Annotated in this window: 26 protein-coding genes; 20 read left to right on the plus strand and 6 right to left on the minus strand. The window is 69.7% G+C overall.

Translation table 11 applies throughout. The annotated features are described in order from the left end of the window. The first annotated feature begins 13 nt into the window (after positions 1-13). Positions 14-829 carry a phosphate/phosphite/phosphonate ABC transporter substrate-binding protein gene (locus tag ACQY9S_RS08510; protein WP_428424794.1) on the plus strand — a complete coding sequence of 272 codons (816 nt, stop codon included), beginning with the start codon at positions 14-16 and terminating at the stop codon, positions 827-829. A gap of 19 nt (positions 830-848) precedes the next feature. After that, positions 849-1,505, plus strand: a complete 657-nt coding sequence (locus tag ACQY9S_RS08515; protein WP_428424796.1) for an RluA family pseudouridine synthase — start codon at positions 849-851, stop codon at positions 1,503-1,505. An 87-nt stretch (positions 1,506-1,592) separates the two neighbouring features. Here the strand turns inward: ACQY9S_RS08515 and ACQY9S_RS08520 are convergent, their stop codons facing one another. The 3 genes from ACQY9S_RS08520 to selD all read right to left on the minus strand — a co-directional run bounded on the left by ACQY9S_RS08520 (position 1,593) and on the right by selD (position 3,380). Next, positions 1,593-1,898, minus strand: coding sequence for a high-potential iron-sulfur protein (locus ACQY9S_RS08520; RefSeq protein WP_428424798.1), 306 nt, complete (start codon positions 1,896-1,898; stop codon positions 1,593-1,595). 184 nt (positions 1,899-2,082) lie between these two features. Beyond that, on the minus strand, positions 2,083-2,343 hold the full coding sequence (locus ACQY9S_RS08525) for an RNA-binding S4 domain-containing protein (RefSeq protein WP_428424800.1): 261 nt from the start codon (positions 2,341-2,343) through the stop codon (positions 2,083-2,085). Continuing rightward, on the minus strand, positions 2,340-3,380 hold the full coding sequence (gene selD, locus ACQY9S_RS08530) for a selenide, water dikinase SelD (protein ID WP_428424802.1): 1,041 nt from the start codon (positions 3,378-3,380) through the stop codon (positions 2,340-2,342). Before selD ends, ACQY9S_RS08525 begins: the two co-directional genes overlap by 4 nt. Before the next feature lie 39 nt (positions 3,381-3,419). On the opposite strand from selD, the gene mnmH reads away from it, so the two are divergent. Further along, positions 3,420-4,463, plus strand: coding sequence for a tRNA 2-selenouridine(34) synthase MnmH (gene mnmH, locus ACQY9S_RS08535; protein ID WP_428424804.1), 1,044 nt, complete (start codon positions 3,420-3,422; stop codon positions 4,461-4,463). Positions 4,464-4,503: 40 nt separating this feature from the next. Here mnmH and ACQY9S_RS08540 read toward each other — a convergent pair whose 3' ends face one another. Continuing rightward, positions 4,504-4,998: a cupin domain-containing protein gene (locus ACQY9S_RS08540; protein ID WP_428424806.1), complete on the minus strand. Its 495-nt coding sequence runs from the start codon at positions 4,996-4,998 to the stop codon at positions 4,504-4,506. A gap of 250 nt (positions 4,999-5,248) precedes the next feature. On the opposite strand from ACQY9S_RS08540, the gene cspE reads away from it, so the two are divergent. The 13 genes from cspE (at position 5,249) to ACQY9S_RS08605 (ending at position 16,598) form a co-directional block, all read left to right on the plus strand. Beyond that, on the plus strand, positions 5,249-5,458 hold the full coding sequence (cspE, locus tag ACQY9S_RS08545) for a transcription antiterminator/RNA stability regulator CspE (RefSeq protein WP_428424808.1): 210 nt from the start codon (positions 5,249-5,251) through the stop codon (positions 5,456-5,458). A gap of 119 nt (positions 5,459-5,577) precedes the next feature. Beyond that, positions 5,578-6,906: an Hsp70 family protein gene (locus ACQY9S_RS08550; RefSeq protein ID WP_428425652.1), complete on the plus strand. Its 1,329-nt coding sequence runs from the start codon at positions 5,578-5,580 to the stop codon at positions 6,904-6,906. Between the two features lie 87 nt (positions 6,907-6,993). Then, a complete protein-coding gene (locus tag ACQY9S_RS08555; protein ID WP_428424810.1) occupies positions 6,994-7,395 on the plus strand; it encodes a DoxX family protein in 402 nt (133 codons plus the stop codon). 39 nt (positions 7,396-7,434) lie between these two features. Further along, positions 7,435-8,025, plus strand: coding sequence for a chromate transporter (locus ACQY9S_RS08560; protein WP_428424812.1), 591 nt, complete (start codon positions 7,435-7,437; stop codon positions 8,023-8,025). Next, a complete protein-coding gene (locus ACQY9S_RS08565; RefSeq protein WP_428424814.1) occupies positions 8,022-8,555 on the plus strand; it encodes a chromate transporter in 534 nt (177 codons plus the stop codon). The genes ACQY9S_RS08560 and ACQY9S_RS08565 overlap by 4 nt, the downstream gene beginning before the upstream one ends. A gap of 67 nt (positions 8,556-8,622) precedes the next feature. Continuing rightward, positions 8,623-8,895 carry a GNAT family N-acetyltransferase gene (locus ACQY9S_RS08570; RefSeq protein ID WP_428424816.1) on the plus strand — a complete coding sequence of 91 codons (273 nt, stop codon included), beginning with the start codon at positions 8,623-8,625 and terminating at the stop codon, positions 8,893-8,895. A gap of 378 nt (positions 8,896-9,273) precedes the next feature. Next, positions 9,274-9,822, plus strand: coding sequence for a hypothetical protein (locus ACQY9S_RS08575; RefSeq protein WP_428424818.1), 549 nt, complete (start codon positions 9,274-9,276; stop codon positions 9,820-9,822). Positions 9,823-9,827: 5 nt separating this feature from the next. Next, positions 9,828-10,220 carry a PPC domain-containing DNA-binding protein gene (locus tag ACQY9S_RS08580; protein ID WP_428424820.1) on the plus strand — a complete coding sequence of 131 codons (393 nt, stop codon included), beginning with the start codon at positions 9,828-9,830 and terminating at the stop codon, positions 10,218-10,220. Positions 10,221-10,432: 212 nt separating this feature from the next. Beyond that, positions 10,433-12,094, plus strand: a complete 1,662-nt coding sequence (locus ACQY9S_RS08585) for an L-lactate permease (RefSeq protein ID WP_428424822.1) — start codon at positions 10,433-10,435, stop codon at positions 12,092-12,094. Between the two features lie 66 nt (positions 12,095-12,160). Beyond that, positions 12,161-12,688, plus strand: coding sequence for a hypothetical protein (locus tag ACQY9S_RS08590; protein ID WP_428424824.1), 528 nt, complete (start codon positions 12,161-12,163; stop codon positions 12,686-12,688). Between the two features lie 65 nt (positions 12,689-12,753). Continuing rightward, positions 12,754-13,434: a DUF1345 domain-containing protein gene (locus ACQY9S_RS08595; protein ID WP_428424826.1), complete on the plus strand. Its 681-nt coding sequence runs from the start codon at positions 12,754-12,756 to the stop codon at positions 13,432-13,434. A 75-nt stretch (positions 13,435-13,509) separates the two neighbouring features. Further along, positions 13,510-13,860 (plus strand): FKBP-type peptidyl-prolyl cis-trans isomerase, encoded by a 351-nt coding sequence (locus ACQY9S_RS08600; RefSeq protein WP_428424828.1) that lies wholly within the window; start codon positions 13,510-13,512, stop codon positions 13,858-13,860. A gap of 113 nt (positions 13,861-13,973) precedes the next feature. Further along, positions 13,974-16,598: a diguanylate cyclase domain-containing protein gene (locus tag ACQY9S_RS08605; protein WP_428424830.1), complete on the plus strand. Its 2,625-nt coding sequence runs from the start codon at positions 13,974-13,976 to the stop codon at positions 16,596-16,598. 66 nt (positions 16,599-16,664) lie between these two features. On the opposite strand, the gene ACQY9S_RS08610 is transcribed toward ACQY9S_RS08605, so the two are convergent. Then, on the minus strand, positions 16,665-17,948 hold the full coding sequence (locus ACQY9S_RS08610; protein WP_428424833.1) for an EAL domain-containing protein: 1,284 nt from the start codon (positions 17,946-17,948) through the stop codon (positions 16,665-16,667). 231 nt (positions 17,949-18,179) lie between these two features. Here ACQY9S_RS08610 and ACQY9S_RS08615 point away from each other — a divergent pair, with 231 nt between their 5' ends. The 3 genes from ACQY9S_RS08615 to ACQY9S_RS08625 all read left to right on the plus strand — a co-directional run bounded on the left by ACQY9S_RS08615 (position 18,180) and on the right by ACQY9S_RS08625 (position 22,841). Continuing rightward, positions 18,180-19,559 (plus strand): TAXI family TRAP transporter solute-binding subunit, encoded by a 1,380-nt coding sequence (locus ACQY9S_RS08615; protein WP_428424835.1) that lies wholly within the window; start codon positions 18,180-18,182, stop codon positions 19,557-19,559. Continuing rightward, entirely contained in the window at positions 19,556-20,896 is a 1,341-nt protein-coding gene (locus ACQY9S_RS08620) for an NAD(P)/FAD-dependent oxidoreductase (RefSeq protein ID WP_428424837.1), read from the plus strand. The genes ACQY9S_RS08615 and ACQY9S_RS08620 overlap by 4 nt, the downstream gene beginning before the upstream one ends. 127 nt (positions 20,897-21,023) lie before the next feature. Beyond that, positions 21,024-22,841 (plus strand): aminopeptidase P family protein, encoded by a 1,818-nt coding sequence (locus tag ACQY9S_RS08625; RefSeq protein WP_428424839.1) that lies wholly within the window; start codon positions 21,024-21,026, stop codon positions 22,839-22,841. 6 nt (positions 22,842-22,847) lie between these two features. Here the strand turns inward: ACQY9S_RS08625 and ACQY9S_RS08630 are convergent, their stop codons facing one another. After that, positions 22,848-23,660: a TIGR00266 family protein gene (locus ACQY9S_RS08630; protein ID WP_428424841.1), complete on the minus strand. Its 813-nt coding sequence runs from the start codon at positions 23,658-23,660 to the stop codon at positions 22,848-22,850. 190 nt (positions 23,661-23,850) lie between these two features. Here ACQY9S_RS08630 and ACQY9S_RS08635 point away from each other — a divergent pair, with 190 nt between their 5' ends. Continuing rightward, positions 23,851-25,083, plus strand: coding sequence for a GGDEF domain-containing protein (locus tag ACQY9S_RS08635; RefSeq protein WP_428424843.1), 1,233 nt, complete (start codon positions 23,851-23,853; stop codon positions 25,081-25,083). The last annotated feature ends 1 nt before the right edge of the window (position 25,084 follow it).

Raw genomic sequence — 25,084 nt, forward strand, 5'->3', positions numbered from 1 at the left:
AGGAGAACAAAGAATGGCATCACGAGGCTTTCGTCGCGCCCTGGCAGCGTGCCTGCTGCTGGCCGCCCCCTGGGCTCACGCCTTGGTGTTCGCAGTCAACGAGGGCGTGACCTACCGCGTGCCGAGCGACCAGATTGCCGCCAAGTACGCGGCCATCGCGGCCGACCTGTCGAAGCTGCTGAAGCAGCCGGTGACGATCGAGCCGGTCGGCGACTACCCGACACTGCGCAAACGCCTGGCCGAGAAGGCCTACGACCTCGCGATGGTGCATCCGGCCCACCTGTCCATCGTCGCGATGAAGCAATCGGGCTACAAGCTCGTGGCGGTCACGAAAGGCTACGAGCAGTACAGCGCCAACTTCCTCGTCAAGGCCGACTCGCCGCTGAAGTCGCTGGTCGACGTGAAGGGTCTGCGCCTGGGTGCGCCGGACGAAGACTCGATCACGTCGTGGATGGTGCGCGCTTCGCTGCGCGATGCGATCGGCGACCCCAAGGGCGTCGCTTTCACCTACACCCGCTACCAGGATGCGGTGCCCTTCTTCGTCGAGAACAACCTCACCCACGTCGGTGCGACCGCGTCGTCGTCGGTCATCAAGGCCTGGCAGGCCAAGGGCGGCCGGGTGCTGTTCAAGTCCAGGCCGGTGCCGATCAAGCACGTGATCGCGAGCCCCGCGCTGACGGCCGAGCAGATCGGCATCGTGCGCGACTACCTGCTGTCGCTGGACGGCAGCGAGGAAGGCCGCAAGAAGCTCGAGCCGACCAAGTACCAGGGCTTTGCGACCTACGACGAAGCCGCCATGATGGCGATCGGCGTCTGGCTGGGGCTCTGACGGCGAGCGCGCTCCTGGCGTGAACCCGCCCGCCCGGTCCGCGCCAGCCGACGCACCGCGGGTGGTGTACCGCGACGAGCACCTGCTGGTGGTCGACAAACCCCCCGGATTGCTGGCCGTGCCGGGCCGCGGCACCCTGAAACAGGACTGCCTCGCAGCGCGCCTTCAGGCGCTGTGGGCCGACACGCTGGTGGTGCACCGCCTCGACCAGGCCACGTCGGGCCTGATGGTGTTCGCGCGCAGCCCCGCGGTGCAACGCTGCCTGAGCATGGCGTTCGAGCGGCGCGAGGTCATCAAGCGCTACGTTGCGGTGGTCTGGGGCCGCGTCGAAGCTCCGCAGGGCTGCATCGATTTGCCGCTGCGGGCCGACTGGCCGAACCGGCCCCGGCAACAGGTCGACCGCGAACAGGGCAAGCCGTCCTGCACGCGCTGGCACGTCCTGTCACACCACGCCGCCGGCGAGACCACGCGGCTCGAACTCGAGCCGCAGACCGGCCGCACCCATCAATTGCGCGTGCATCTGTGGGCAATCGGGCACCCGATCGTCGGCGATACGCTCTATGGCGCGGCAGAGCAAATGCCTGCAACCCGCCTGTTGCTGCATGCGAGCGAACTCGCCTTTGCGCACCCGGTGTCGGGCGCGCCATTGCACTTCGCATTGGCAGCGCCCTTCTAGGGCACCGTGAAGCATGGCGGCGCGCTGCGACGCCGCCAGCGGGCCCGGCGGTCGAGATGAGCCAGCCCGCTCGCCAGGTCCTTCCGGTCAGGCCTTCTTCGCGTAGGCGCTGCACCAGCCAGCGGCCGCCACCTGCTTGCCGGCGAACAGCGGGCAGTTGCCGGTCGCATCACCTGCCTTGCCCTGGAAAAGCTGGCAGTTGGCGCACTTTTGACCGGCCGCATAGGTCTTGAACTTAGCCTTGTCGGCCTTGGTGGCGTCTTGCACATAGCCGAGCGCCACGGCCTGAGCGTCCTTCTCGTCGAGCTTGGTCTGGGCTTGCGCGTGGCGAGCCGCCAGCACGGCGAGGCCGGCGGCGGGAATCCATTGGATGAACTGGCGTCGGGCTGTCATCGAAGTCTCCTGATGGGAACGGGTTGCATACGGCGTCGCACCGATCGGATCCGGCGGACCCTGCATGCTAAGAACCTGCCCTGACATTTTGCCCGCTCGGATCGCAAACCCCGGCAATTCCAGACGGAGTGCGAATCGCTCGCGTCTGGCCGCGACGCGTGTCCTCCGGTGGCGTTGGCAGGCCCTAGCTTTCGTCGCTCGGCATCCCCCCGCTCGACGCCGGCTGCACGCACACCCGGATGCCAGGAACCGTGACGACCTGGCCGGCCCTCAGCTTGGCGCCGCGGCGGAGCTCGTCCCGGCCGTCGACCCGCACCTTGCCTGCTTGGATCAAGGCCTTGGCAGCGCCGCCGCTGTCGGCCAGGCCCGTGGCCTTGAGCAGGGCATCGAGGGTGATGAACTCGCCTCGCAACACGAAGGCCATGGTCTGCATGCCGCCGCTCATGCGAAGCGCACGCCCGGCGTGCCGGCGCGCAGGTGGCCGATCGCCGCTGCCGCCGCGAAGCCGGCCCGAAGGAAGCAGGCCAGCACCGCGTCGAGCGCGGCCGGCGCGCAGGACACCAGGAGGCCGCCGCTGGTCTGCGGGTCGGTGATCAGGGCACGTTGCCAGGGCTCGGCCGCCTGGCCGAGGTGCACCTGTTCGCCATACCCGGCCCAGTTGCGCGCCGAGGCGCCGGTGACGATGCCCTCCTGCGCATACGTTTTGGCGATGCCGATCCAGGGCACCGCCGCGAGATCGACCTCGGCCGCGAGCCCCGAGCCGCGACAGACCTCGAGCAGATGGCCGGCCAGCCCGAAGCCGGTGACATCGGTCATCGCGTGCACACCGTCCAGCGCTCCGAGTTCGCTGCCGACCCGGTTGAGCTGGGTGGTCAGGCGCAGCATCTCGGCGTAGCCCGCGGCATCGAGCCGGCCCTTCTTCAGCGCCGCCGAAAGCACGCCGACGCCGAGCGGCTTGCCGAGCACGAGCACGTCGCCGGCCTGCGCGTCGGCATTGCGGCGCACGCGCTCCGGGTGCACGAGGCCCAGGGCGACCAGGCCGTAGATCGGCTCCGGCACGTCGATCGAATGGCCCCCGGCGATCGGGATGCCGGCCTCGCGGCATACGCTCGCGCCGCCTTCGAGGATGCGGCCGATCACCGCCAGCGGCAGCTTGTCCAGCGGCATGCCGACCAGGGCCAGCGCCAGGATCGGCGTGCCGCCCATCGCGTAGACGTCGGAGATCGCGTTGGTCGCCGCGATGCGACCGAAGTCGAAGGGCTCGTCGACAATCGGTGTGAAGAAGTCGGTGGTCGCGACCAGTGCCTGGCTGTCGTTGAGGCGGTAGACCGCCGCGTCGTCGGCGGTTTCGGTGCCGACCAGCAGCTCGGGCGGGATCAGCCCCGCCGGCGTGCGCGACAGGATGTCGGCCAGCACGCCGGGCGCGATCTTGCAGCCGCAGCCGCCACCGTGCGAGAAGGAAGTGAGACGGATGGATTCCATGACGCAAGTGTCGATCAAACCGAACCGGGTCGCCCGGCGATGAGCCACCGCCCGACGACCGTCGATGACCTCGCCGGCTTCGATGCCGTGATCGACGTGCGCTCGCCGGCCGAGTTCGCGCTCGACCACATCCCGGGCGCGATCAACTGCCCGGTGCTCGACGACGAGGAGCGCCGCATTGTCGGCACGCTCTACGTGCAGGTGTCGGCCTTCGAGGCGCGCAAGCTCGGCGGCGCGATGGTCGCGCGCAACATCGCCTGCCATCTGGACACGGCGTTCCACGACCGGCCGAAGGGGTGGCGACCGCTGCTGTACTGCTGGCGCGGCGGCATGCGCAGCGGCAGCTTCGTGACCTGGATGCGCCTGGTCGGCTGGGATGCGCAGCAATTGCAGGGCGGCTACAAGGCCTGGCGCGCGCATGTCATCGCGCGCATCGCGGCGCTGGCGCCGACGCTGCCGCTGCGCGTGCTGTGCGGACCGACCGGCAGCGCCAAGACACGGGTGCTGCAGGCGCTCGGTGCGCTGGGCGAACAGGTGCTCGACCTCGAGGAGCTGGCCGCGCACCGCGGCTCCGTGCTCGGCTCGCTGCCCGGCACCGAGCAGCCATCACAGAAGGCCTTCGAGACGCGGCTGGCCACTGCGTTCGCCGGCTTTGATCTGGCGCGCACGGTCTGGGTCGAGGCCGAAAGCCGCAGGATCGGCCGCGTCAGCCTGCCCGATGCGCTGCTGACGCGGCTGCGTGCCAGCCCGGCGGTTCAGATCGAGGCCACGGCCGAGGCCCGGCTCGCCTACCTGCTGCGCGACTATGCCTGGCTCGGCGACGACCCCCAGCGCCTGGCCGACAAGCTCGGCCTGCTGAAGGGCATGCTCGCCAACGAGACGCTGGCGCAGTGGCAGGCCTGGGCACTGGCGCTCAAGCTGCCGCCGCTGTTCGAGGCGCTGATGACGCAGCACTACGACCCGCTGTACGCCCGCTCGCAGGGTCGCCATTTCGAGCAGCTGGGCGGTGCGCGTCGCATCGCGACGGACGACCTGTCGCAAGCCGGTATCGCCGCTCTGGCGAAGCGCATCGCCGCCGGCTGACTCGGAGCGTGCCGGTCCGCCCGGGAAGGCGAAACGCGCGTCAGGCGCCTGGCTGCTTGGCGCCGCTGTGGATCGGATCGACCCACGGCACCGTCTGCGGCTTCTCGACCGCTTCGATGTCGAGGTTGACCACGGTGGCCTCGCCGTCGCTGCGCACCAGCACGCATTCGAGCGTCTCGTCGCGGCTGGCATTGATCTCCTGGTGCGGCACGAAGGGAGGCACGTAGATGAAGTCGCCGGGCCCGGCCTCGGCAGTGAACTCGAGCCGCTCGCCCCAGCGCATGCGCGCACGCCCCTTGACGACGAAGATCACGCTCTCGAGCGGGCCATGGTGGTGGGCACCGGTCCTCGCGTTGGGATGGATGTGCACGGTGCCGGCCCACAGCTTCTGCGCACCGACACGCGCGAAGGTGATCGCTGCCTTGCGGTCCATGCCCGGTGTCTGCGCCGTGTTCGGGTCGAGTTGACCGGCCGGGATCACGCGCACGCCGTCGTGCTGCCAGCGGTGCGGGTCGTGGGAATCGGCAAGGCCCATGCGGTGCTCCAGCGTGTTGCAGCAGTGAAACGGATTGTGGCGTCATGGCGGCGCCCTGGCATGAGCAGCGCAATCAGCTACACTCTCCTCCGTAGATATACGCAAGATCGCGGTTCTTAGGTGTTTGCTCAATCCGGTCGGCGGTTCTCGTCGACTGTCTGGTTTGTCTCCCCCAGGTAACGTTTCTTGAGTGTCTCTGCATGAGCACGGCATGTTGCCGTGCCTTACTTTTTGATCGACAGGAACGTATATGAGCGTGCAAACCGGCACCGTGAAGTGGTTCAACGAAGCCAAGGGCTTTGGATTCATCGCCCAGGACGGCGGTGGCGCCGATGTCTTCGCGCACTTCCGCGACATCCAAGGCGCGGGCTTCAAGACGCTGCAGGAAAACCAGCGCGTCGAGTTCGAAGTGAAGCAAGGCCAGAAGGGCCCGCAAGCTGCGAACATTCGCCCGCTGTAAATCAGCGAGCTCGATGCTCCATTGAAAACGCGGCTTCGGCCGCGTTTTTTCTTGCCCGTGCGCGCGGGGCCGTGGCGGCAGACCGCCCCAGAATCGCCCCCTTGCCAGACGCCACCACCATGCCCAATCCGCGTCCCCCCTACTGCGCGATCGATTTCGGTACCTCCAACTCGGCCATCGCGATCCCCGCAGCCGGCGGGGGCACGCGGCTCGTCGCGCTCGAAACCGGCGAACCCACCATGCCGACGGCGGTGTTCTACTTTGCCGAACACGAGTCGCTGCCGCCCGGGGCGGAGCCGCCGCGCGCCTTCGGGCGTGCCGCGGTCGCGGCCTATGTGGACGGCTACGACGGGCGACTGATGCGCTCGATGAAGAGCATCCTCGGCTCCAGTCTGGTCGAGCAGAGCACCGACGTCGGCGGCGGTCATGCGGTGAAGTACCTCGACGTCATCACCGGCTACCTGCGCCATCTGCGGCATGCGGCCGAAACGGCGCTGGGGACGCCGATCGCGCATGCCGTGATCGGCCGGCCGGTCTTCTTCGTCGACGGCGACGCGCAGCGCGATGCCGAGGCCCAGGCCTCGCTCGAGGCCGCCGCGCGCGCGGTGGGTCTGCGCGAGGTGGTGTTCCAGTACGAGCCGATCGCGGCCGCCTTCGACTACGAGCGCCAGGCAGCCCACGAGCAGTGCGTGCTGGTGGCGGACATCGGCGGCGGCACCTCCGACTTCTCGCTGGTGCGCGTGGGGCCCGACCGGATGCACCGGCCGGACCGCAAGGACGACATCCTCGCCAGCCACGGCGTGCACGTCGCCGGCACCGACTTCGACCGCCGCATCGAACTTGCCACCCTCCTTCGCGAACTCGGCTGCGGCGCCTTCGGCCCGGCCCGCGGCGACGTGCCGCCTCGGGAGGTGCCGAGCGCGGTCTACTTCGACCTCGCGACCTGGCACCTGATCAACACCGTCTACCAGCCGGCGCGCGTCGCCGAGCTCAAGCACATGGCGAGCTTCTACGCCGACCCACGCCATCACCGCCGCCTGATGCGCGCGGTGACCGAGCGGCTCGGGCACGAACTGCTGGCGCGTGCCGAGGCCGCGAAGATCGCGGTGGCCGACGGCGCCGGCACGCGGGTCGACCTCGGCATCGTCGAGCCGGGTCTGGCGGTCTCGCTGGAGGCGTCGCAGGCCACCGCGGCGATCGAAGCCGACGTGGAGCGCATCGTCGATGCCGCGCGCGAGACGGTGCGGCAGGCCGGCTCACGCGCAGCGTCGGTGGATGCGCTCTACTTCACCGGCGGCTCGACCGGCCTCGCGCTGCTGACGGAGCGCCTCGCCGCGGCGTTTCCAGGCGCACAGGCCGTGCGCGGCGACCGGCTCGCCAGCGTGGCGACCGGACTGGGCCTGCACGCGCAACGCTGGTTCGCCGCCGCGCACCAGGCGCAGCGCTGACCCTTGCTCCCGCAGGCAGTGCGGTGCTAGCCTGCGCGGGCCTCGGCAGCTCAACGGGGCAAGCCTGCCCTTCACCCAGGAGACCCCATGAACTTCTTCCAGCAGTTCGGCCCGCTGCTCGGCCGCATCCTGATCGCCGCGCTCTTCATCCCCGCCGGTCTCGGCAAGCTCGCGGGTTTCGAAGGCACGGTCGGCTACATCGCCGCCCAGGGCCTGCCGCTGCCGGCCCTTGGCGCAGCGGGCGCCATCGCCGTGGAAGTGGGGGGCGCGCTCGCGCTGCTGCTCGGCTACAAGGCGCGCTGGGCAGCGCTGGTGCTCGCGCTCTTCACGCTCGTCACCGCCTTCGTCTTTCACAACTTCTGGGCCGCGCCGGCAGACCAGCAGATGGCCCAGAGCATCAACTTCTACAAGAATCTGGCGATCGCCGGAGGCTTGTTGTTCGTGGTGGCCTTCGGCGCCGGACCGAAGGCGCTCGACAAGGCCGGTTGAAGCCAAGGCGCGGTGCGGCCGGCGACTACCATCGCTCGCATGCATCCCGATGACCCCGAGCTCCTTGCACGCCCGGCCTCCTGCACCGAACTCTTCACCGCCTTCACCGGCCTCGCGCTGCAGGGCTTCGGCGGCGTGCTGGCGGTCGCCCAGCGCGTGCTGTGCGATGACAAGCGCTGGCTGACCAAGGCCGAATTCCTCGAGTCCCTCGCGCTCGCCCAGGTGCTGCCCGGGCCCAATGTCTGCAACCTGTCGCTGATGGTGGGCGACCGCTACTTCGGCACGCGCGGCGCCTTCGCCGCCCTGGCCGGCATGATGGCCGTGCCGCTGCTCATCGTGCTGGCGGCCACCATGCTCTATGCCCAGTTCGCCGGCCATCCGCTGGTGGCCGGTGCGCTGCGCGGCATGGGTGCCGTCGCGGCCGGCATGATCATCGGCACGGCGCTCAAGCTGGCCGCACCGCTGCGCGACAGCCCCCTCGGCCTGCCGACGCTGGCCGGACTGGGTGCGACCTGCTTCGCAGCGATCGCGTTGCTGCACTGGCCACTGGTCTGGGTGCTGCCGGCGCTGGGCTTGCCGGCCTGTGCGCTGGCGTGGAGGCGCCTCGCTACCGTGGAGGAGCCGGCATGACTTTGCCCGACGCCTCGACGCTACTCGCGCTGTTCGGGCATTTCCTGCTGCTGTCGCTGCTGTCGATCGGCGGCGCTATCACGGTGGCCCCCGACATGCACCGCTGGATGGTGGTGGAGCAGCACCTGTTGAGCGATCCGCAGTTCGCGTCGTCGATCGCCATCGCACAGGCCGCACCGGGCCCCAACGTGCTGTTCGTGGCCGTGCTCGGCTACCAGGTGGCGGGCCTGGCAGGCGCAGCCGCCACCTTGCTGGGCATCATGCTGCCCTCGGTCACGCTGGCGCTGCTGGTCAACCGCTGGGGACACGCACGCCAGGACTGGCGTGCGGTGCGGGCCTTCAAGGCCGGCATGGCGCCGATCACGCTGGCGCTGATCGCCGCGACCGGCTGGCTGCTGGCCGCACCGCCGAGCGAATGGCGTTCGCTGCTGACGACCGCCGCCGCCGCGCTGCTGGTCTGGCGCACCCGGCTGCACCTGCTGTGGATGATCGCGGCCGGCGCCTTGCTGGGCGCGCTGGGTTGGGTATGAAGGGCACCTGCGGCACGGCGACCGGCGGGCGGGCACACTGACGGTCCGCACCGCACCAAGCTCCACGATGATCCACGTCACCCACAACGCCGGCGCCTCGCGCTTCGAAGCCAGCGTCGACGGCCTGTTGTCCGTGGCCGACTACCGCCTGCAAGGCCGCGTGATGGTCATGCACCACACGTTCGTGCCGCCGGCGCTGCGCGGCCGGGGCGTGGCCGCCGCGCTGGTGCGCGAGGCGCTGGCGCATGTGCAGGCACAGGGCCTGAAGGTCGAGCCGCTGTGCAGCTACGTCGCGAGCTACATGGAACGGCACCCGCAGACGCGAGCCTTGCGTGCGTGAACGCTTGCGCTGCTGCAGCGCACCACGAAACTCGCGACCGCTGCGGCGCTCCCCGACGCGACTTCTGACCGGAATGAGGGGGTCGCATCCCCCAGTCACGGCATAGGCCTGTCATCTTCGCTGCCGACAATCAAGACTGTTCGATGGCGATGGATGGCAACGCCCCCCCCCCGGCGCCCACCTGCCGCCAGCGGACACCGGGTCGAGCTTCCGGGCCCTGGGTTCCCTGCGGAGAGCCCACCAACAGGAGCACCAACACCGAAGCGCCTGCCTTGCGGCAGGGGCTTCTTCGTTGCGGGACTCGCGGCATTGCCGCCCGGCGGCAGGCCCGGGTGGCGAGCGGTAGCATCGAGTCGAGAACCGGACCGGAGACGTCTGATGCGCCTGCGCACCACCCTGCACGCCCTGTTCGCTGCCGCCCTGGCCACGGGCGCCAGCAGCGCGCTGGCCTGCTCCACCGACGTCGCACCGCGCGAGGCCGACGTGCTGCTGTCGACGCGCGTGGCAGACGCCGCCCCGCGCGGGCTCAGGCGCAGCGATCTCGAAGCGCTGCCGCCACGCAGCATCGCCATGCGCCGCACCATCGAGCGCGATGGCACCCGCGACGAACAAATGCTGAACTACGGTGGCTGGCTGCTGCGGGACGTGCTCACCCTGGCCGGGTTCGACGAAGCCGGCCGCCACGACACACGCACCTGGGTGATCGAAGCCGTTGCCACCGACGGCTACCGCGCCGTGTTCTCGTGGGGTGAGCTCTACAACAGCGCGCTCGGTGACCAGGTCTACGTGATCGACTCGCAGGACGGTCGGCCGCTCGACGCCCGGGCCGGGCCCCTGGCGCTGCGCTCGCTGGCCGACCGGCGCCCCGGCCCGCGCCATGTGCGCAATCTCTGCGCGCTGAGCCTGTGGCCCCTGCCGGCGCGCTGACCGGCATGCGAACCACGCTGCGGCTCGAACCCGGAGACGACCTGCGGTGCAGGCTCGAGGCGCTGTCGGTCGAGCGCGGCTGGCCAGCCGCCTTCGTGATCGCCGGCATCGGCAGCCTGCGCGTCACTGCACTGCGCCTGGCCGGCGCGACCGCGCCGCTGTGGCTGCGCGAGCCGGTCGAGATCCTGACGCTGAGCGGCTCGCTGTCGGTGAACGGCGCGCATCTGCACATGAGCATCGCCGACGCGCGAGGCCGCGTGCTCGGCGGCCATGTGGCAGCCGGCTGTGAAGTGCACACCACCGCCGAACTGCTGATCGAAATGCTGGAAGGCCACCATTTCGAGCGCATCCGGGACGACCGCACCGGCTGCCCCGAGTTGCATGTCACGCGCCGCTGAACCTTCGGAGCACATCGGTGGACTCCACCGCGCCGGTCCGCTGCTGTCGCGCAGGCGACAGCAAGACAGCCGTTGAATCCGGCAACCCGGCGCTTCTTCGCGGCAGCCAACTTCATGTCAGCCTTGCCCACCCCCGACCTGCCATCTTCCCGGCCGGACCGCCGCATGGCGATCGCACCCTTTCGATAGAGAGAACACGAATGGAGACGAACATGGTTTGGCAACAGGTCTACAACCCCTTCGGCAGCATGCTCACCTCGACCTTGCTGGCTGCCGTGCCGGTGGCGGTGATGCTGATCGGCCTCGGCCTGCTGCACCTGAAGGCCCACGTCGCTGCGGCGGCCGGCCTGGCGAGCGCCCTGGTGATCGCGGTCTTCGCGTTCGGCATGCCGGCCGGCATGGCCGGGCGCGCCGCACTGCTCGGCGGGCTGACCGGGCTGCTGCCGATCGGCTGGATCGTGCTGAACATCATCTTCCTGCACCAGCTGACCGAGCAGAACGGCAGCTTCAAGGTGCTGCAGGACTCGATCGCCGGCATCACCGAGGACCGGCGGCTGCAGCTGCTGCTGATCGCCTTCGCGTTCGGCGCCTTCTTCGAGGGCGCGGCCGGCTTCGGCACGCCGGTGGCGGTGACCGCGGCCATCCTGATCGGTCTCGGTTTTTCGCCGCTCGCGGCCTCCGGCCTGTCGTTGATCGCGAACACCGCACCGGTCGCCTACGGCGCGCTCGGCACGCCGGTGATCACGCTGGCCAAGGTGCATGGCTACGACGTGATGGCGGTGTCGGCGATGATCGGCCGGCAATTGCCGTTCTTCTCGCTGCTGGTGCCGTTCTGGCTGATCTGGGCCTTCGCCGGCTGGCGCGGCATGAGGCAGATCTGGCCGGCCGTGCTGGTCACGGGCCTGAGCTTCGCGGTCCCGCAATTCCTGGTGTCGAACTTCATCGGGCCCGAACTGGTCGACGTGATCGCCGCGATCTGCTCGATGACGGCCTTGGTGCTGTTCCTGCGTGTCTGGCAGCCGGCCGAGATCTGGACCTCGGTCTCTCTGAAGGGTCACGAGAAGGACGGCGGAGAGGCCCGCCCGGCCTCGGCACCGACACGCCATGCCCACGCCGACGTCGTCAAGGCCTGGACACCGTGGGTCATCCTGACGGTGTTCGTGTTCGCCTGGGGCCTGCCGGCGACGAAGGCCTGGCTCAACGGCATCTTCGCGCCCAAGTTCGCGATCGACGGCCTGCACAAGCTGATCGAGAAGGTGCCGCCCGTGGTGCCGAAGCCCACGGCCGAGTCCGCCGAGTACGTGCTGAACCTGCTGTCGGCCACCGGTTCGGGCATCCTGCTGGCCGCCGTCGTCGGTGGCCTGATCATGGGATACGGCATCGCGGCGCTGCTCAAGGCCTACGGCCGGACGATCTGGCTGGTGAAGTATTCGCTGCTGACCATCGTGCTGATGCTGGCACTGGGCACCCTCACGCGCTACTCGGGTCTGGACACCACCCTCGGGCTCGCCTTCGCGTCGACCGGCGTGTTCTACCCGTTCTTCGGCACGCTGATGGGCTGGCTGGGCGTGGCGCTGACCGGCTCGGACACGGCATCGAACGTCTTGTTCGGCGGTATGCAGAAGGTCGCGGCCGAACAGCTCGGACTGAGCCCGAACCTGATGGGCGCGGCCAACAGCTCGGGCGGCGTGATGGGCAAGATGATCGACGCGCAGTCGATCGTCGTCGCGTCGACCGCCACGCGCTGGTTCGACCATGAAGGCGACATCCTGCGCTACGTGTTCTTCCACTCGATCGCGCTGGCCTGCCTGGTCGGCATCCTGGTCACCCTGCAGGCCTATGTGTACCCCTTCACGCTGATGGTCGTGAAGTGACCCGTCACCGCTGAAACCGCCGGTGGTGCTTGCCGCCCCGGCTCGCGACTTGCATGCGGCCCGGGGGTGCTGGCCCCACCCCCTCCGCTCGAACCTGCGGCGCCGACGATCCTCGACATCGAGGCATCGGGCTTCGGCCGTGACAGCTATCCGGTCGAAGTCGGCTTCGTGCTCCCCGACGGCAGCAGCTGGTGCACGCTGATCCGTCCCGAGCCGGATTGGCAGCACTGGGACCCGGATGCCCAGGCCTTGCACCACATCCCGCGCGCACTGGCCCTGCGGCACGGCCGCAGTGCCGCCGAGGTGGCGCGGCTGCTGAACCAGCGGCTGCGGGGCAGCGTCGCCTATTGCGACGGCTGGGCCCATGACTACCCCTGGCTGGCCCGCCTCTACGACGCTGCGGAGCTGACGCCGAGCTTCCGCCTGGAGCACCTGCTGTGCCTGCTCGACGAGGACCAGGCGCGGCGCTTCGACACACTGAAACAGCAGGTGATCGCCGAGTCGGGCCTCCAGCGCCACCGTGCCAGCAGCGATGCGCGCATGCTGCAGCTGACCCTGAGACGGCTGAAGCCGGCGCCGCCACGCCACCGTTGAAGGGCCGGGTTGGCTCGGGAAACACGGGGTCGCCGGCCACGGCATCAGGCCCTAGCATCGCGGTCATGCAAGAACCCACTCCTGCCTGGCGCGCCGGCCTGCACCAGTGGTCGGCCAGCCGGCGCCTGCTGGTGGCGGCCGTGTTCGGCACCGGCGTCGCGGGTGCCTGCTGGAGCAGCGGCTCGCCGATCGAGGCGCTGCTGATCGGCTGGTGCGCATTCGCCGGCCTGGCGCTGCTCCTCGCCGGCCTGACGCTCGGCCTGCATGGTGACGTTCCCAGGCCGGGCGACGTGGAACGCAATGACCAGAGCAGCGGCACGATGCTGGCGGTCGTGGTGCTCGGCTGCGCCGCCAGCGTCACCGCCATCGGCGCGCTGCTGTTCACGAACCGCGACCTGCCGGCGGGAGCCCGCTGGCCGCATGGCCTGCTGGCGGTCGTGTCGATCGTGCTGTCGTGGCTGCTGATCCACGTGCGCTTCGCCTTTCACTATGCCCACCGCAATCTCGAGACGCGGCCCCCACCCAAGGGGCGGTCCGCGCTCGATTTCCCAGGCACGGCGAATCCGGACTACCTGGACTATCTGTACTTCTCGTTCGTCATCGGCATGACCTCGCAGGTCTCGGATGTCACGGTGCACACGCGCGCGATGCGTCGCCTCGTGCTCTGGCACAGCCTGCTGTCCTTCGGTTTCAACCTGCTGATCCTGGCGCTGGCGGTCAATGCGCTGGCGGCCCTGCTGCAGTAGCCTGTCCACCCACGCCGCCGAGGCCGTTTGCCGCGCCGGCTATGCTGCGGCCCTCGTTTTTCAAAGGAAGCACCCATGAACACCACCCCCTCGGGCCTGCAGTACGAAGACACCGTCAACGGCAGCGGCGCCACCGCCACCGCCGGACAGGACGTTCGTGTGCACTACACCGGCTGGCTCTACAACGACGGCATCGCCGGCAAGAAGTTCGACTCCAGCAAGGACCGCGGTGATCCCTTCGAGTTCTCGCTCGGAGCCGGCATGGTGATCCGCGGCTGGGACGAGGGCGTGGCCGGCATGCAGGTCGGCGGCACGCGCCGGCTGGTGATCCCGGCGGCGCTGGGCTACGGCGCGCGCGGCGCCGGCGGCGTGATCCCGCCGAACGCGACGCTGCTGTTCGAGGTCGAGTTGCTGGCCATCGACTGACCCGGCGCCGGGTTCGGGGCGGGGCCCCGATTCAAGGAGGCCGGATCGATGCCGAAATTGCACCATCGCGCACTGGCGCGGCCTGCCATGCACCGCCGCTGCCCGCGTCCCTGATGAACGAGTCCCCGTCCCCCACTGCGCCCCGCACCGCGCCGGTCACGCTGCACAGCGCCCTGCTGGCAGCTGCCGTGCTGGTACTGATCGCGCTGGGCGTGGTGACACAGCTGAGCCTGAACAGCGAGTATCGGCACGAGGTGCAGCGTGCGCTGCGCGACACCGAGCGCAGCGCGCAGAAGCTCGCGGTGCGAGTCGGTGAAGTGCTCGACCATGTCGACCAGACCACGCTGCTGGTCAAGTCGCTGCGCGAGACCAGCAACCCGATGAGCCTGTCCGGGCTGCGCACGGCCGGCCTCGTGCAGCTCGACTCGACGCGTGCGCTGCTCACGACCGACCGCCGCGGCTTCGTCGAGGACAGCACGTCGCCCGACGTGGCATTGAACCTCGCCGACGAAGACGATTTCAAGCGGCTTGTCCGGGACCCCGCGCTGCAGCTGACCCTTGGCGTGCCCCAGCCCGACCATCTGAACGGCGGGTGGATGATGCCGGTGATGCGACGCTTTGCCCGCGAAGGCGCATTCGACGGCGTTGTCGTCGCGATGGTCGATCCGGCCTCGCTGACCAAAGGCTTCGGCGATGGCGAAGCCCCCGGCACCGTCGTCACCGTGATCGGCCTCGACAACGTCAACCGCTCGCGGCTGCTCGACGGCAGTCTCAGCTTCGGCGAGAAGGTCGATGCGCAGAAGGTCATGCGGCGCGGGCATGCCATGCACGAAACGCTGCAGCCGTCGATCAGCCAGATCGACGGCGTGGCACGCTTCTTCACGGCGATCCAGCTCGACACCTACCCTCTGATCGCCATCGTGGCGGTCGCGGCCGACAGCGTGATGGCCGGCTACCAGGAAACCCGGCGGCGCATCCTCACCTGGGCGGCGACGGTCGCCCTGCTGGTGGTGGCCGGTACGCTCGCGCTGTGGCAACAGGCCCGCGGCCTGGACACCAGCCGTCGCGAGGCAAGGCAGGCCAAGGCGCTGTATGTCGCCACGCTCGATGGCAGCCTCGATGCGCTGTGGCTGCTGCGCGCCGAGCGCAACGTGCACGGACAGGCGCATGACTTCGTGATCACCGACGCCAACACGCGGGCCGGGACCCTGCTCGGGCTCTCGCGCGACGCCATGATCGGACACCTCGCCACCGAACTGGTCCCGTCGATCCGGCACGACGGCCTGCTGCGCCTGCTGCTCACCGTGCTGGAGCGGCAGCAGCCGATGGCCGTCGAAGCGCCGGCCGCCGCGACGCAGGCGAAGGGGCGCTGGATGCACTTTCAGGTGGTGCCGGTCGAGGAGGGCGTCGCCCTGATCACGCGCGACATCGACGACCGCAAGCTGGCCGAGCGACAACTCGCGGAGCGCGAGAGCTTTTTCCGCACCTTGCTCGACGTGCTGCCGCTGTCGGTCGCCGCAAAGAGTGCCCGCGCGGACACATTCGGGCGCTACCTGTACTGGAACGCGGCCGCCGAGCGCATCTTCGACACCCCGGCCACCCAGGTCATCGGCCGGCGTGCGAGCGACTTCCTCGAGGCCGGCTTGGCGCAGCAACTCGCGCAGCGCAGCGACGCCCTGCTCGCCGACCCGCGCGTGATGTACCACGCCGACCTGGAGCTCCAGCGGCCCGGCGGCATGGGCAAACGCTACCTTGACCTGACCAAGGCCCCGGTGTGGGGCGCCGACGGCGAAATCGACCACATCCTCGTGATCGCCGACGACGTGACCGAGAAGCGCGTGATCGCCGATCGCCTGCGGCTGGCCTCGCGGGTGGTCCAGGAGACCGGTGACGCCATCGTGCTGACCGATCGCGACGACCGCATCGTGCAAGCCAATGCGGCCTTCGTCACGATGACGGACCAAGCCCTCGACGCACTGATCGGGCGGCACGCGGCCGAAGCCGGCCTGCCCGCACTGCGCGACGCCACGCTGCCCGGCATCGAGTTCGCGCTGGGCGAACACCATCGCTGGGCCGGTGAAAGCACGCAGCAACGCGCCGACCGCAGCCGCTTCGAGACCTGGCTCAACGTCACCGCCATCGCCGACGAGCAGGGCGTCATCACGCACTACGCAAGGCTGTTCAGCGACATCACGATGCTCAAGGCCCAGGAGCGGCAGCTCGCCGAACTGGCGCGACGCGATGCGCTGACGCAGCTCTCGAACCGCCGCCACTTCGAGGAGCACCTCGAGCAGGCCGCCGCCCGTGCGCAGCGCAGCGGCCGGCCCCTGGCGCTGATCTACCTCGACCTCGACGGCTTCAAGCGCGTCAACGACACGCTGGGCCACGAGGCTGGCGACCAGTTGCTGGTCGCCGTGGCGCGGCGACTCACGGCCTGCGTGCGCACGACCGATCTCGTGAGCCGTCTCGGCGGTGACGAGTTCACCGTGATCCTCGAGGACGCGGGGGGCGAGGCAAACCGCCTGCAGCAGTGCGAGCGCATCCTCGCCGTGCTGTCCGGGCCGCACGTGATCGCCGGGCAGCAGGTCACTTCCACGCCCAGCGTGGGGATGGCGGTCTATGTGCCGGCCGAGTCGCCCGGGAGCCTGCGCAAGCGCGCCGATGCGGCCATGTACGAGGCCAAGCGGGCTGGCAAGGCCTGCGTGCACATGGCTGTGGTCGACGGCGTGACGCGCTGACCGCAGACCAGCCGGCCTGCGGTCGCGCGAGCGCCGCGGGCCTACCGCAACAGCGGCGGCGGGGGCTCAAGACCAGGTCAGGTCGCCGCACACCACGTGCAGTTCACCGCCCTGGCTGGCGGGAGCCCGAAAGGCCGTCGAGACCGTGACGCACAGGTGCGCGCCGTGCAGCGTGCGGTAGGGCCGGGTGACCTGCACCTTGCCGACGGCGGCCACCGCCCGGCGGAAATACGGACGGCGCGCCCAGCGCGCACCGCGCGTGTCACGGAAGGGCTCGAAGGTGCTGCCGGTGTTCGAGGGGCTCTGGCCCCACTGGTTGACGCCGACCTGCCGGCCGTCCTGACCGAGCAAATAGCACACCTCGGTGCCGGGCAGCTCCAGGAAGGACTGCACCGCTTCCTCGAGGCAACGCCCGCCGGCCAGCAACGCCGAGGCGTAGCCGATGGCGTTGAAGTAGGGTGCGATGCGTTCGCGGTAGCCGCAGTCTTCTTCGCGCCAGCGCTCGCCGAAGCCGTCCCACAGCGCGTTCAGCGTGTCGCAGGCATGGCCGGGTTCGACCAGCGCCGCCTGCGGACGGGCGAAGAAATAGCCCTGGACCAGATCGGCGTCGGCTTCGAGCGCAACGAAGGCCTCCGCCTCGGTCTCCACGCCTTCCATCAGCACCAGGGCACCGCACTCGTGCAGCAGCGAGGTCATCTGGACCACCACCCGACGCGCGCGCAGGTCGCGCGCTGCGCGCTCGACCAGGCTGCGATCGAGCTTGACGATCTCGGGCCGCAGCCGCCACACGCGATCGAAATTGGAGTGCCCGGCGCCGAAGTCGTCGAGTGCGATCAGCCCCCCCTGGGCACGGATCGTCTCGACGGCGGCATCGAAATCGGCGTCGTCGCGCACGGCGTCCTCGAGCACCTCGACGACGATCTGCGCGGGCTGCAGCCGCAGCGCCCGCGGCATCGCCTCGCCACAGGCGTCGAAGGTCGTCTGCGGCGACTGCAGGAACACCTGCGGATGCAGATTCAGGAACAGCCACTGGGCCTGCGGCGCGGCTTTGGCGTAGTTGGCCATGTGCATGGTGCGCACCAGTTGGTCGCGCCACAGCAGCTCTTCGCAATCATGGCCCTCGAAAAAGCGTGGCGGCGGGACCGCGGTGCCGGCGGCGTCGGTGGCACGCAGCAAGGCTTCGTGGCCGACCACGCGGCCGTGCGAAAGGCTGAAGATCGGCTGGAAGTGGCTGGCCAGGCGGTGCCCTGCGTGGCTGCCGGTGACAGGCCGGCCGGCCGGTCCTTCGATGCCGCCCAGGCAAGCCAGTGCGGTTTCGAAACTCGTGGTGAGAGGCAGGACGGCAGACATCAGGCGCAGCGTAAGCAGGGAATGCGCCATGCAGGCGCTACAAGCGGCTATCGGTCACGCACAGCGTGACTGAAGCACTATTTCGGTCCGCGAGGATTCCGATTGGCGCCAGGCCGAGGAGACGCCCCGGCAAACCGGCGGCACCCCGAACCCATCCGCTGGAGGCCGCGGTGGGCAAGCCCGATGCGCTGAACGAGAATGCCGGTCCGAGACGCCCTTGCCCGCCACCAGATGCCCCGCCTGCCCTCCTTGCGCAACACCGTGCTGAGCAGCCGCGATCTGCTCGTCACGGCCGGTCCCTTCGTGCTGCTGGTCGTGGCACTGCTGGCGCTGGCGTACTGGGCGCTGGACCCGAGCCCGCCGAAGCGGGTGGTGCTGGCCACCGGACCGGCGAACGGCGCCTATGCCGAGTTCGGCCTGCGTTACCAGACACAGCTGAAGAAATACGGCATCCAGGTCGAGCTGCGCGACACCGAGGGTGCGGCCGAGAACCTGAGGCTGCTCGAAGACCCGGCGTCGGGGGTCGATTTCGCCTTCGTGCAAGGTGGGGCCGGCCAACTGCGGCAGGCCGACGAGGGGCCGCCGCCCGAGCTGGTCTCGCTGGGCAGCCTGTTCTACGAGCCGCTGTGGGTCTTCTATCGCGAGGCCAGTGCGAAGAAGCTCCTGGGCCACGAGCAGCTCGACAACCTGGTTCAGCTCAAGGGCTGGCGCGTCAACATCGGCGCCAAGGGCAGCGGCATCACCAACCTGATGCGCCGGCTGATCGACGCCAACGGCCTGGCGCCCGACGACATCGTCGTCCAGCGGCTGAGCCAGACGCCGGCGGTGGTGGCGCTGCTGGGCGGCGAACTCGACGCGCTGGCCTTCGTTTCCGCGCCGGAGGCGCCAATGGTTCAGATGCTGCTGATGACACCCGGCATCCGGCTGCTCGACTTCGCCCAGGCCGAGGCCTATTCGCGCCGCCTGCCGATGCTCGCGCCGGTGCGGCTGCCGCGCGGCGTCGTCAAGCTCGACCAGGACCTGCCGCCGCAGGACGTCGACCTGCTCGCGCCGACGGCGATGCTGGTCGCCCGCAGCAGTGCGCACCCGGCACTGCAGCAGCTGTTCGTGCAGGCGGCGAACGCCATCCACAGCGGCGCCGGCTGGTTCCAGACACGCGGCGAGTTCCCGAACCGGCGTGCGACCGAGTTGCCGATGTCGAAGGAGGCCGACCGCTTCTTCGAGACCGGGCCACCGTGGCTGCAGCGCTACCTGCCGTTCTGGGTCGCGAACCTGATCGATCGCATGTGGGTGGTGCTGGCCTCGATCATCGTCGTGTTGATCCCGCTGTCGCGCGTGATCCCGCCGCTGTACGAGCTGCGCATCCGCTCGCGCGTGTTCCGCTGGTACGGCCGGCTGCGCCAGATCGAGGAGAGCCTGTCCGATCCACCGCGCGGACCGGCGGACGCACAGCCGCTGATGGACGAACTCGACGCCCTGGACGCCCGCGTCAAACAGCTGCAGGTGCCTCTGTCGCATGCCGACGAGCTGTACGCGCTGCGCAGCCACATCGATCTGGTGCGCAAGAAGCTGCGCGCGCTCGGGGCTCAGACCCCCGCCGCCGCCGCATGAGCCTGACGCCGGGCCGGCCACGGGTCGTCATCATCGGCTGCGGCTTCGGCGGCATCGAGGCGGTGCGCGCGCTGGCGCCGGCCGACGTCGAGATCACGCTGGTCGACCGCACCAACCACCACCTGTTCCAGCCGCTGCTCTACCAGGTGGCGACCGCTGGCCTCTCGGCCCCTGCGATCTCGGGGCCGATCCGCCACATCCTGCGCAAGGAGATGCAGCGCGGCAACCTGACCATCCTGCTCGGCGAGGTGACGCGCATCGATGCCGCTGCGCGCAGCGTCGAGCTCGACAGCGGCAAGGACCGCATCGCCTACGACCACCTGATCGTCGCCGCCGGGGCGACGCACAGCTACTTCGGCCACGACGACTGGGCACAGCACGCGCCGGGGCTCAAGACGCTGGCCGATGCCTTTCGCATCCGCCGTCGCGTGCTGATGGCCTTCGAGCGCGCCGAACGCCAGCGCGATCTCGAGCGGCGCAAGGCCTGCCTGACCTTCGCCGTGGTCGGCGCCGGCCCCACCGGAGTGGAGATGGCCGGCATGCTGGCCGAGATCGCGCACCACACGCTGCCGGACGAGTACCGCCACATCGACTCGCGGCGTGCCCGTGTCGTGCTGATCGAGGGCGGGCCGCGCGTGCTGGGCGGATTCACCGAGAAGCTTTCCGCCAAGGCGCTGGCGCAGCTCCAGACACTCGGCGTCGAGGTGCTGGTCGACGCCAAGGTGAGCAGCATCGATGCCGAAGGCCTGGACTACGAGGGGCCGCAAGGTGCACAGCGCATCAACACCCACACGGTGGTGTGGGCAGCCGGCGTGGCCGCCTCGCCGCTCGGCCGCGCGCTGGCCGACAGCTGCGGCTGCGCGCTCGACCGCGCCGGTCGGGTGGTGGTGGACGCCGATCTCGCGGTGCCGGGACACCCGGAGATCTCCGTCGTCGGCGACCTGGCGGCCGCGAAGAGCCACCCGAAGAAGGGCCCGCCCACGCCGGTGCCCGGCGTCAGTCCGGCGGCCAAGCAGATGGGGCGCACCGCGGCCCGCAACCTGCTGAAGCGCCTGCGCGGCGAGACGACGCAAGCCTTCCGCTACGTGGACTACGGCGCCCTCGCAACGATCGGCCGGCACTCGGCGATCGCGATGGTCGACGTGCCGATGCTCGGTCGCGTGCAGTTCAGCGGACCGGCCGCCTGGCTGTTCTGGCTGTTCGTCCACATCTATTTCCTGATCGGCTTCCGCAACCGGCTGGTGGTGCTGAGCGACTGGGCCTGGGCCTACTTCAGCTTCGAGCGCCAGGCCCGCGTGGTGGCCGACCCGGAGAATCCGCCGAGAGCAAGTTCCTGAACAGGCCGTGCACGCGCCGTCGGCGCCGTGGCGGCGTGCCGCCGACGCGGCCGGGTCCGTTTCCCTAGAATCGTCTCGATGGCGGCACGGCCTTCCCGGTCTCGCCCGCGGCCCGATGAAGGAGTCCATGGACACCCGCAGCTCTCCGATCCACCTGCGCCTCGAGCGCCTGCGTGAACAGATGGCGGTGCAGCGGATCGACGCGGTGCTGCTGCCGTCCAGCGACCCCCATCTGTCCGAATACCTGCCCGGGCACTGGCAGGCTCGCGCGTGGTTCTCCGGCTTCACCGGCTCGATGGCGACGCTGGTCGTGCTGGCCGACCGCGCCGCGCTGTTCGCCGACAGCCGCTACTGGACTCAGGCCGAGGCCCAGCTGGCGGGCACCGGCATCGAGCTCGTCAAGATCGCGACCGGCACAGCCGCCGCGCACATCGAATGGATCGCGTCCGCGCTGCGGCCCGGCCAGACACTCGCGGTCGATGCTGCGGTGCTCGGCCTCGCCGTCGCCAAGCAACTGCGCGACGCCATGGACGCCGCCCGCATTGCGCTGCGCACCGACTCCGATCCGCTCACGACCGCCTGGCCGGAGCGCCCGGCCCTGCCGGCCGTGCCGGTCTACGAGCATCGCGCCCCGCACGCGCCGCTGTCGCGCAACGAGAAGCTGGTGCAGCTGCGTGCGGCGATGGCTCGGCACGGCGCGAGTCACCACCTGATCTCGACGCTGGACGACCTGGCCTGGCTGCTCAACCTGCGCGGCGCCGACGTCGACTACAACCCGGTCTTCCTCGCCCACGCCCTGGTGTCCGCCGATGCCGTCCAGCTGTTCATCGGCGCGGGCAAGGTCGATGCCGCACTGGCCGGCGTGCTGGCCGCCGACGGCGTGCAGCTGCGCCCCTACGAGCAGGCCCGCGCGGCCCTGGCCGCCCTGCCCGCCGACGCCCGCCTGCTGGTCGATCCGCGGCGCGTGACGCTGGGCCTGCGCGAAGCGGTGCCGGCGTCGGTGCGACTGATCGAAGCGATCAACCCCTCCGCCCTCGCCAAGAGCCGCAAGACCGCGCCGGAGGCGGCGTTCATCCGCGAGGCGATGGCGCGCGACGGTGCCGCGATGTGCGCCTTCTACGCCTGGTTCGAAGGCGCGCTCGGCCGCGAGCGGATCACCGAGCTCACGATCGACGAGCGCCTGAGCGCCGAGCGCGCGCGGCAGCCGGACTATGTGTCACTGAGCTTCCCGGTCATCGCCGGCTTCAACGTGAACGGCGCGATGCCGCACTACCGCGCCACGCCCGCGACCCATGCGGTGATCTCGCGCGCCGATGGCGTCGCGGCCGACGGACTGCTGCTGATCGACTCCGGGGCGCAATACCTCGGCGGCACGACCGACATCACGCGCGTCTGGCCGGTCGGCACGCCGTCCGCGGCGATGCGGCGCGACTACACGCTGGTGCTCAAGGGCACGATCGCGCTGAGCCGCACGCGCTTTCCGCGTGGCACGCCGAGCCCGATGCTCGACGCGATCGCACGGGCACCGCTGTGGGCCGAATCGCTCGACTACGGCCACGGCACCGGCCACGGCGTGGGCTATTTCCTCAATGTGCACGAAGGCCCGCAGTCGATCAGCAAGACCGTGCCGACACCCGAGATGGCGATGGAGCCCGGCATGGTCACCAGCATCGAGCCCGGCCTGTACCGCCCGGGGCGCTGGGGCGTGCGCATCGAGAACCTGGTGCTGAACGTGCCGGCGCCGGGCGACGAGTTCGGCGACTTCCTCGCGTTCGAGACGCTGACGCTGTGCCCGATCGACACGCGCAGCATCGACCATACGCTGCTGCGCGAGGACGAGCGCGACTGGCTGAACCGCTACCACGCCATGGTGCACGAGCGCCTCGCCCCGCTCGTCCGCGGCGCGGCGCTCGCCTGGCTCGAGGCGCGCACGCAGCCGGTCTGAGCAGCGCTATTCCTCATCGCCGCCGAGCACCGCGCCAAGCAACCCGCCGGCCCCGAAGCCGCCGAGCACCGAGCCCTCCTCGCGCGAACCGCCACGCTGCGGCGCCGCCGCGAACACGCGCGAGGCAAGTCGCGAGAACGGCAGGCTCTGCAGCCACACCGTGCCCGGCCCGGTGAGCTTGGCGAAGAACAGCCCTTCGCCGCCGAACAGTGCCGTCTTGACCTTGCCGACGTACTGGATCTCGAAGCCGACGTTCTGCGTGTAGGCGACCACGCAACCGGTGTCGACCAGCAAGGCCTGACCCGGCTGCAGTTCGCGCTTCACCACGGTGCCGCCGGCATGCACGAAGGCCAGGCCGTCGCCGTCGAGCTTCTGCATGATGAAACCCTCGCCGCCGAAGAAGCCGACCGAGAGCTTGCGCTGGAAGGCGATGCCGAGGCTCACGCCGCGCGCGGCACACAGGAAGGCGTCCTTCTGGCAAATCAGCGTGCCGCCGAACGTCTTCAGGTCCATCGGCAGGATCTTGCCGGGATACGGCGCGGCAAATGCCACGCGCTGCTTGCCGCTCGCGTTGTTGGTGTAGACCGTCGTGAACAGCGATTCGCCGGTAACGAGACGTTTACCGGCCCCGATCAGCTTGCCGAAGAAGCCTCCCTGTTGCGCCGATGCATCGCCGAACACGGTGTCCATGGCGATGCCCATGTCCATGAACATCATGCTGCCGGCCTCGCCGATGGCCGCCTCGCCCGGATCGAGTTCGACCTCGACGAACTGCATTTCTGCGCCTTTGATCTCGTAATCGATCACATCCATTGCCATGCCAGACCTCCATCGGTGCGTTTGCGCACATTTGCGTGAGAGCGGATGGTAGCCACGCACCGTGAACTGTTGCCGGCCTCTCCGAACCGCGACGCACGGTGCATCATGGGCGATCGAAACATGTCCCACTTTTGGGGGGGTCGGGTGGGAGTCAGTGCCTCCGAGAATCTTCGATTCCACCCGAGTGACGATGCAAGCGAACGCCGATTTCACGATTCACCTGCCGACACTGATGCTGCTGTCAGTGGTCGTCATGGGATCGACGGCGGCCATCATGACGGTGTTCGGCCTGAGCCAGCGCGTCTACCGCGGCTACTGGTGGTGGGTTGGCGCGATGTGGCTGGCGACGTTCGGTGCGGCGCTGCATGGAGTCCGCGGCGCATGGCCGGCTGCGGCGGTGCCGGCCTGCCTGCTGGTGATGGCCTGGCCGGTGTTGATCATCACCGGGCTGCGGCGCTTCTTCTCGCGAGACAGGCAGTTCTCGACGGCGACGATCGACCTGGCGCTGTTCGCCGTCGGCTATCTGACCTGGCTGGGGTGCTGGGTCTCTTCCGCGCCGCAGGCGATCCGCTCGCTGGCCTACGGTGCAGGCTCGCTGGTCTTGCTGCTGTACGCCGCCTTTTTCATCCTGAAGCTCGACGACTTCCAGCGCAGCCCGGCGCTGAAGCTGCTCGCCATGGTGATGGTGGTGCAGGCGGTGGTGCCGGTCCTGCGCCTGGCGTCGATGTTCGCCCAGGGCGGCGGCGCGCTCCCCACGCAGTCGCTGGTGGTCGTGGGGGTGGTCCTGCCGCTGTTGATCGGCATGCTGTTCACCGTCTACCTCTGCCTGGTGCTGACGCACGAACGCACGGTGCGCGACCTGCGCGAGACACAGCGCCAGCTGCGCGTGCTGGCCGACATCGACATGCTCACGCAGGTGCCGAACCGCCGGCACTTCGAAGAGCTGGCCGCCGCGATCGTCGGCAACGCAGCCGCGCCGCCCTCGGTCCTGATGCTGTTCGACATCGACCACTTCAAGCACGTGAACGACAACCATGGCCATGCCGTCGGCGACGCGGCCCTGCGCCTGGTGGCGCGCTGCACGCGCGACACCCTGCGCACGCGCGACGTGATGGGTCGCGTCGGCGGCGACGAGTTCATGCTGCTGCTGCCGGGGGCCAGCGTCGATGACGCGCTGCATGTGGCCGACCGCATCACGCGGCACCTCGACCTCGAGAGCAAGAATTTCTCGCTGCCCTTGAGCCTGAGCTTCGGCCTGGTCCAGATCCAGACCGGCGAGACGCTCGACGCAGCGCAGCACCGCGCCGACCTCGCGCTCTACGAAGCCAAGCGACAGGGCCGCCGCCGTGCCGTGCCGGCCCGCCAGGACGGCACCGACACGGTGTTCGGCGAAAGCCGCTCGCTCGGCCTCGATCCGCTGTAGC

This window comes from Methylibium sp. (assembly GCF_965279545.1).
Taxonomy (GTDB): domain Bacteria; phylum Pseudomonadota; class Gammaproteobacteria; order Burkholderiales; family Burkholderiaceae_C; genus Methylibium.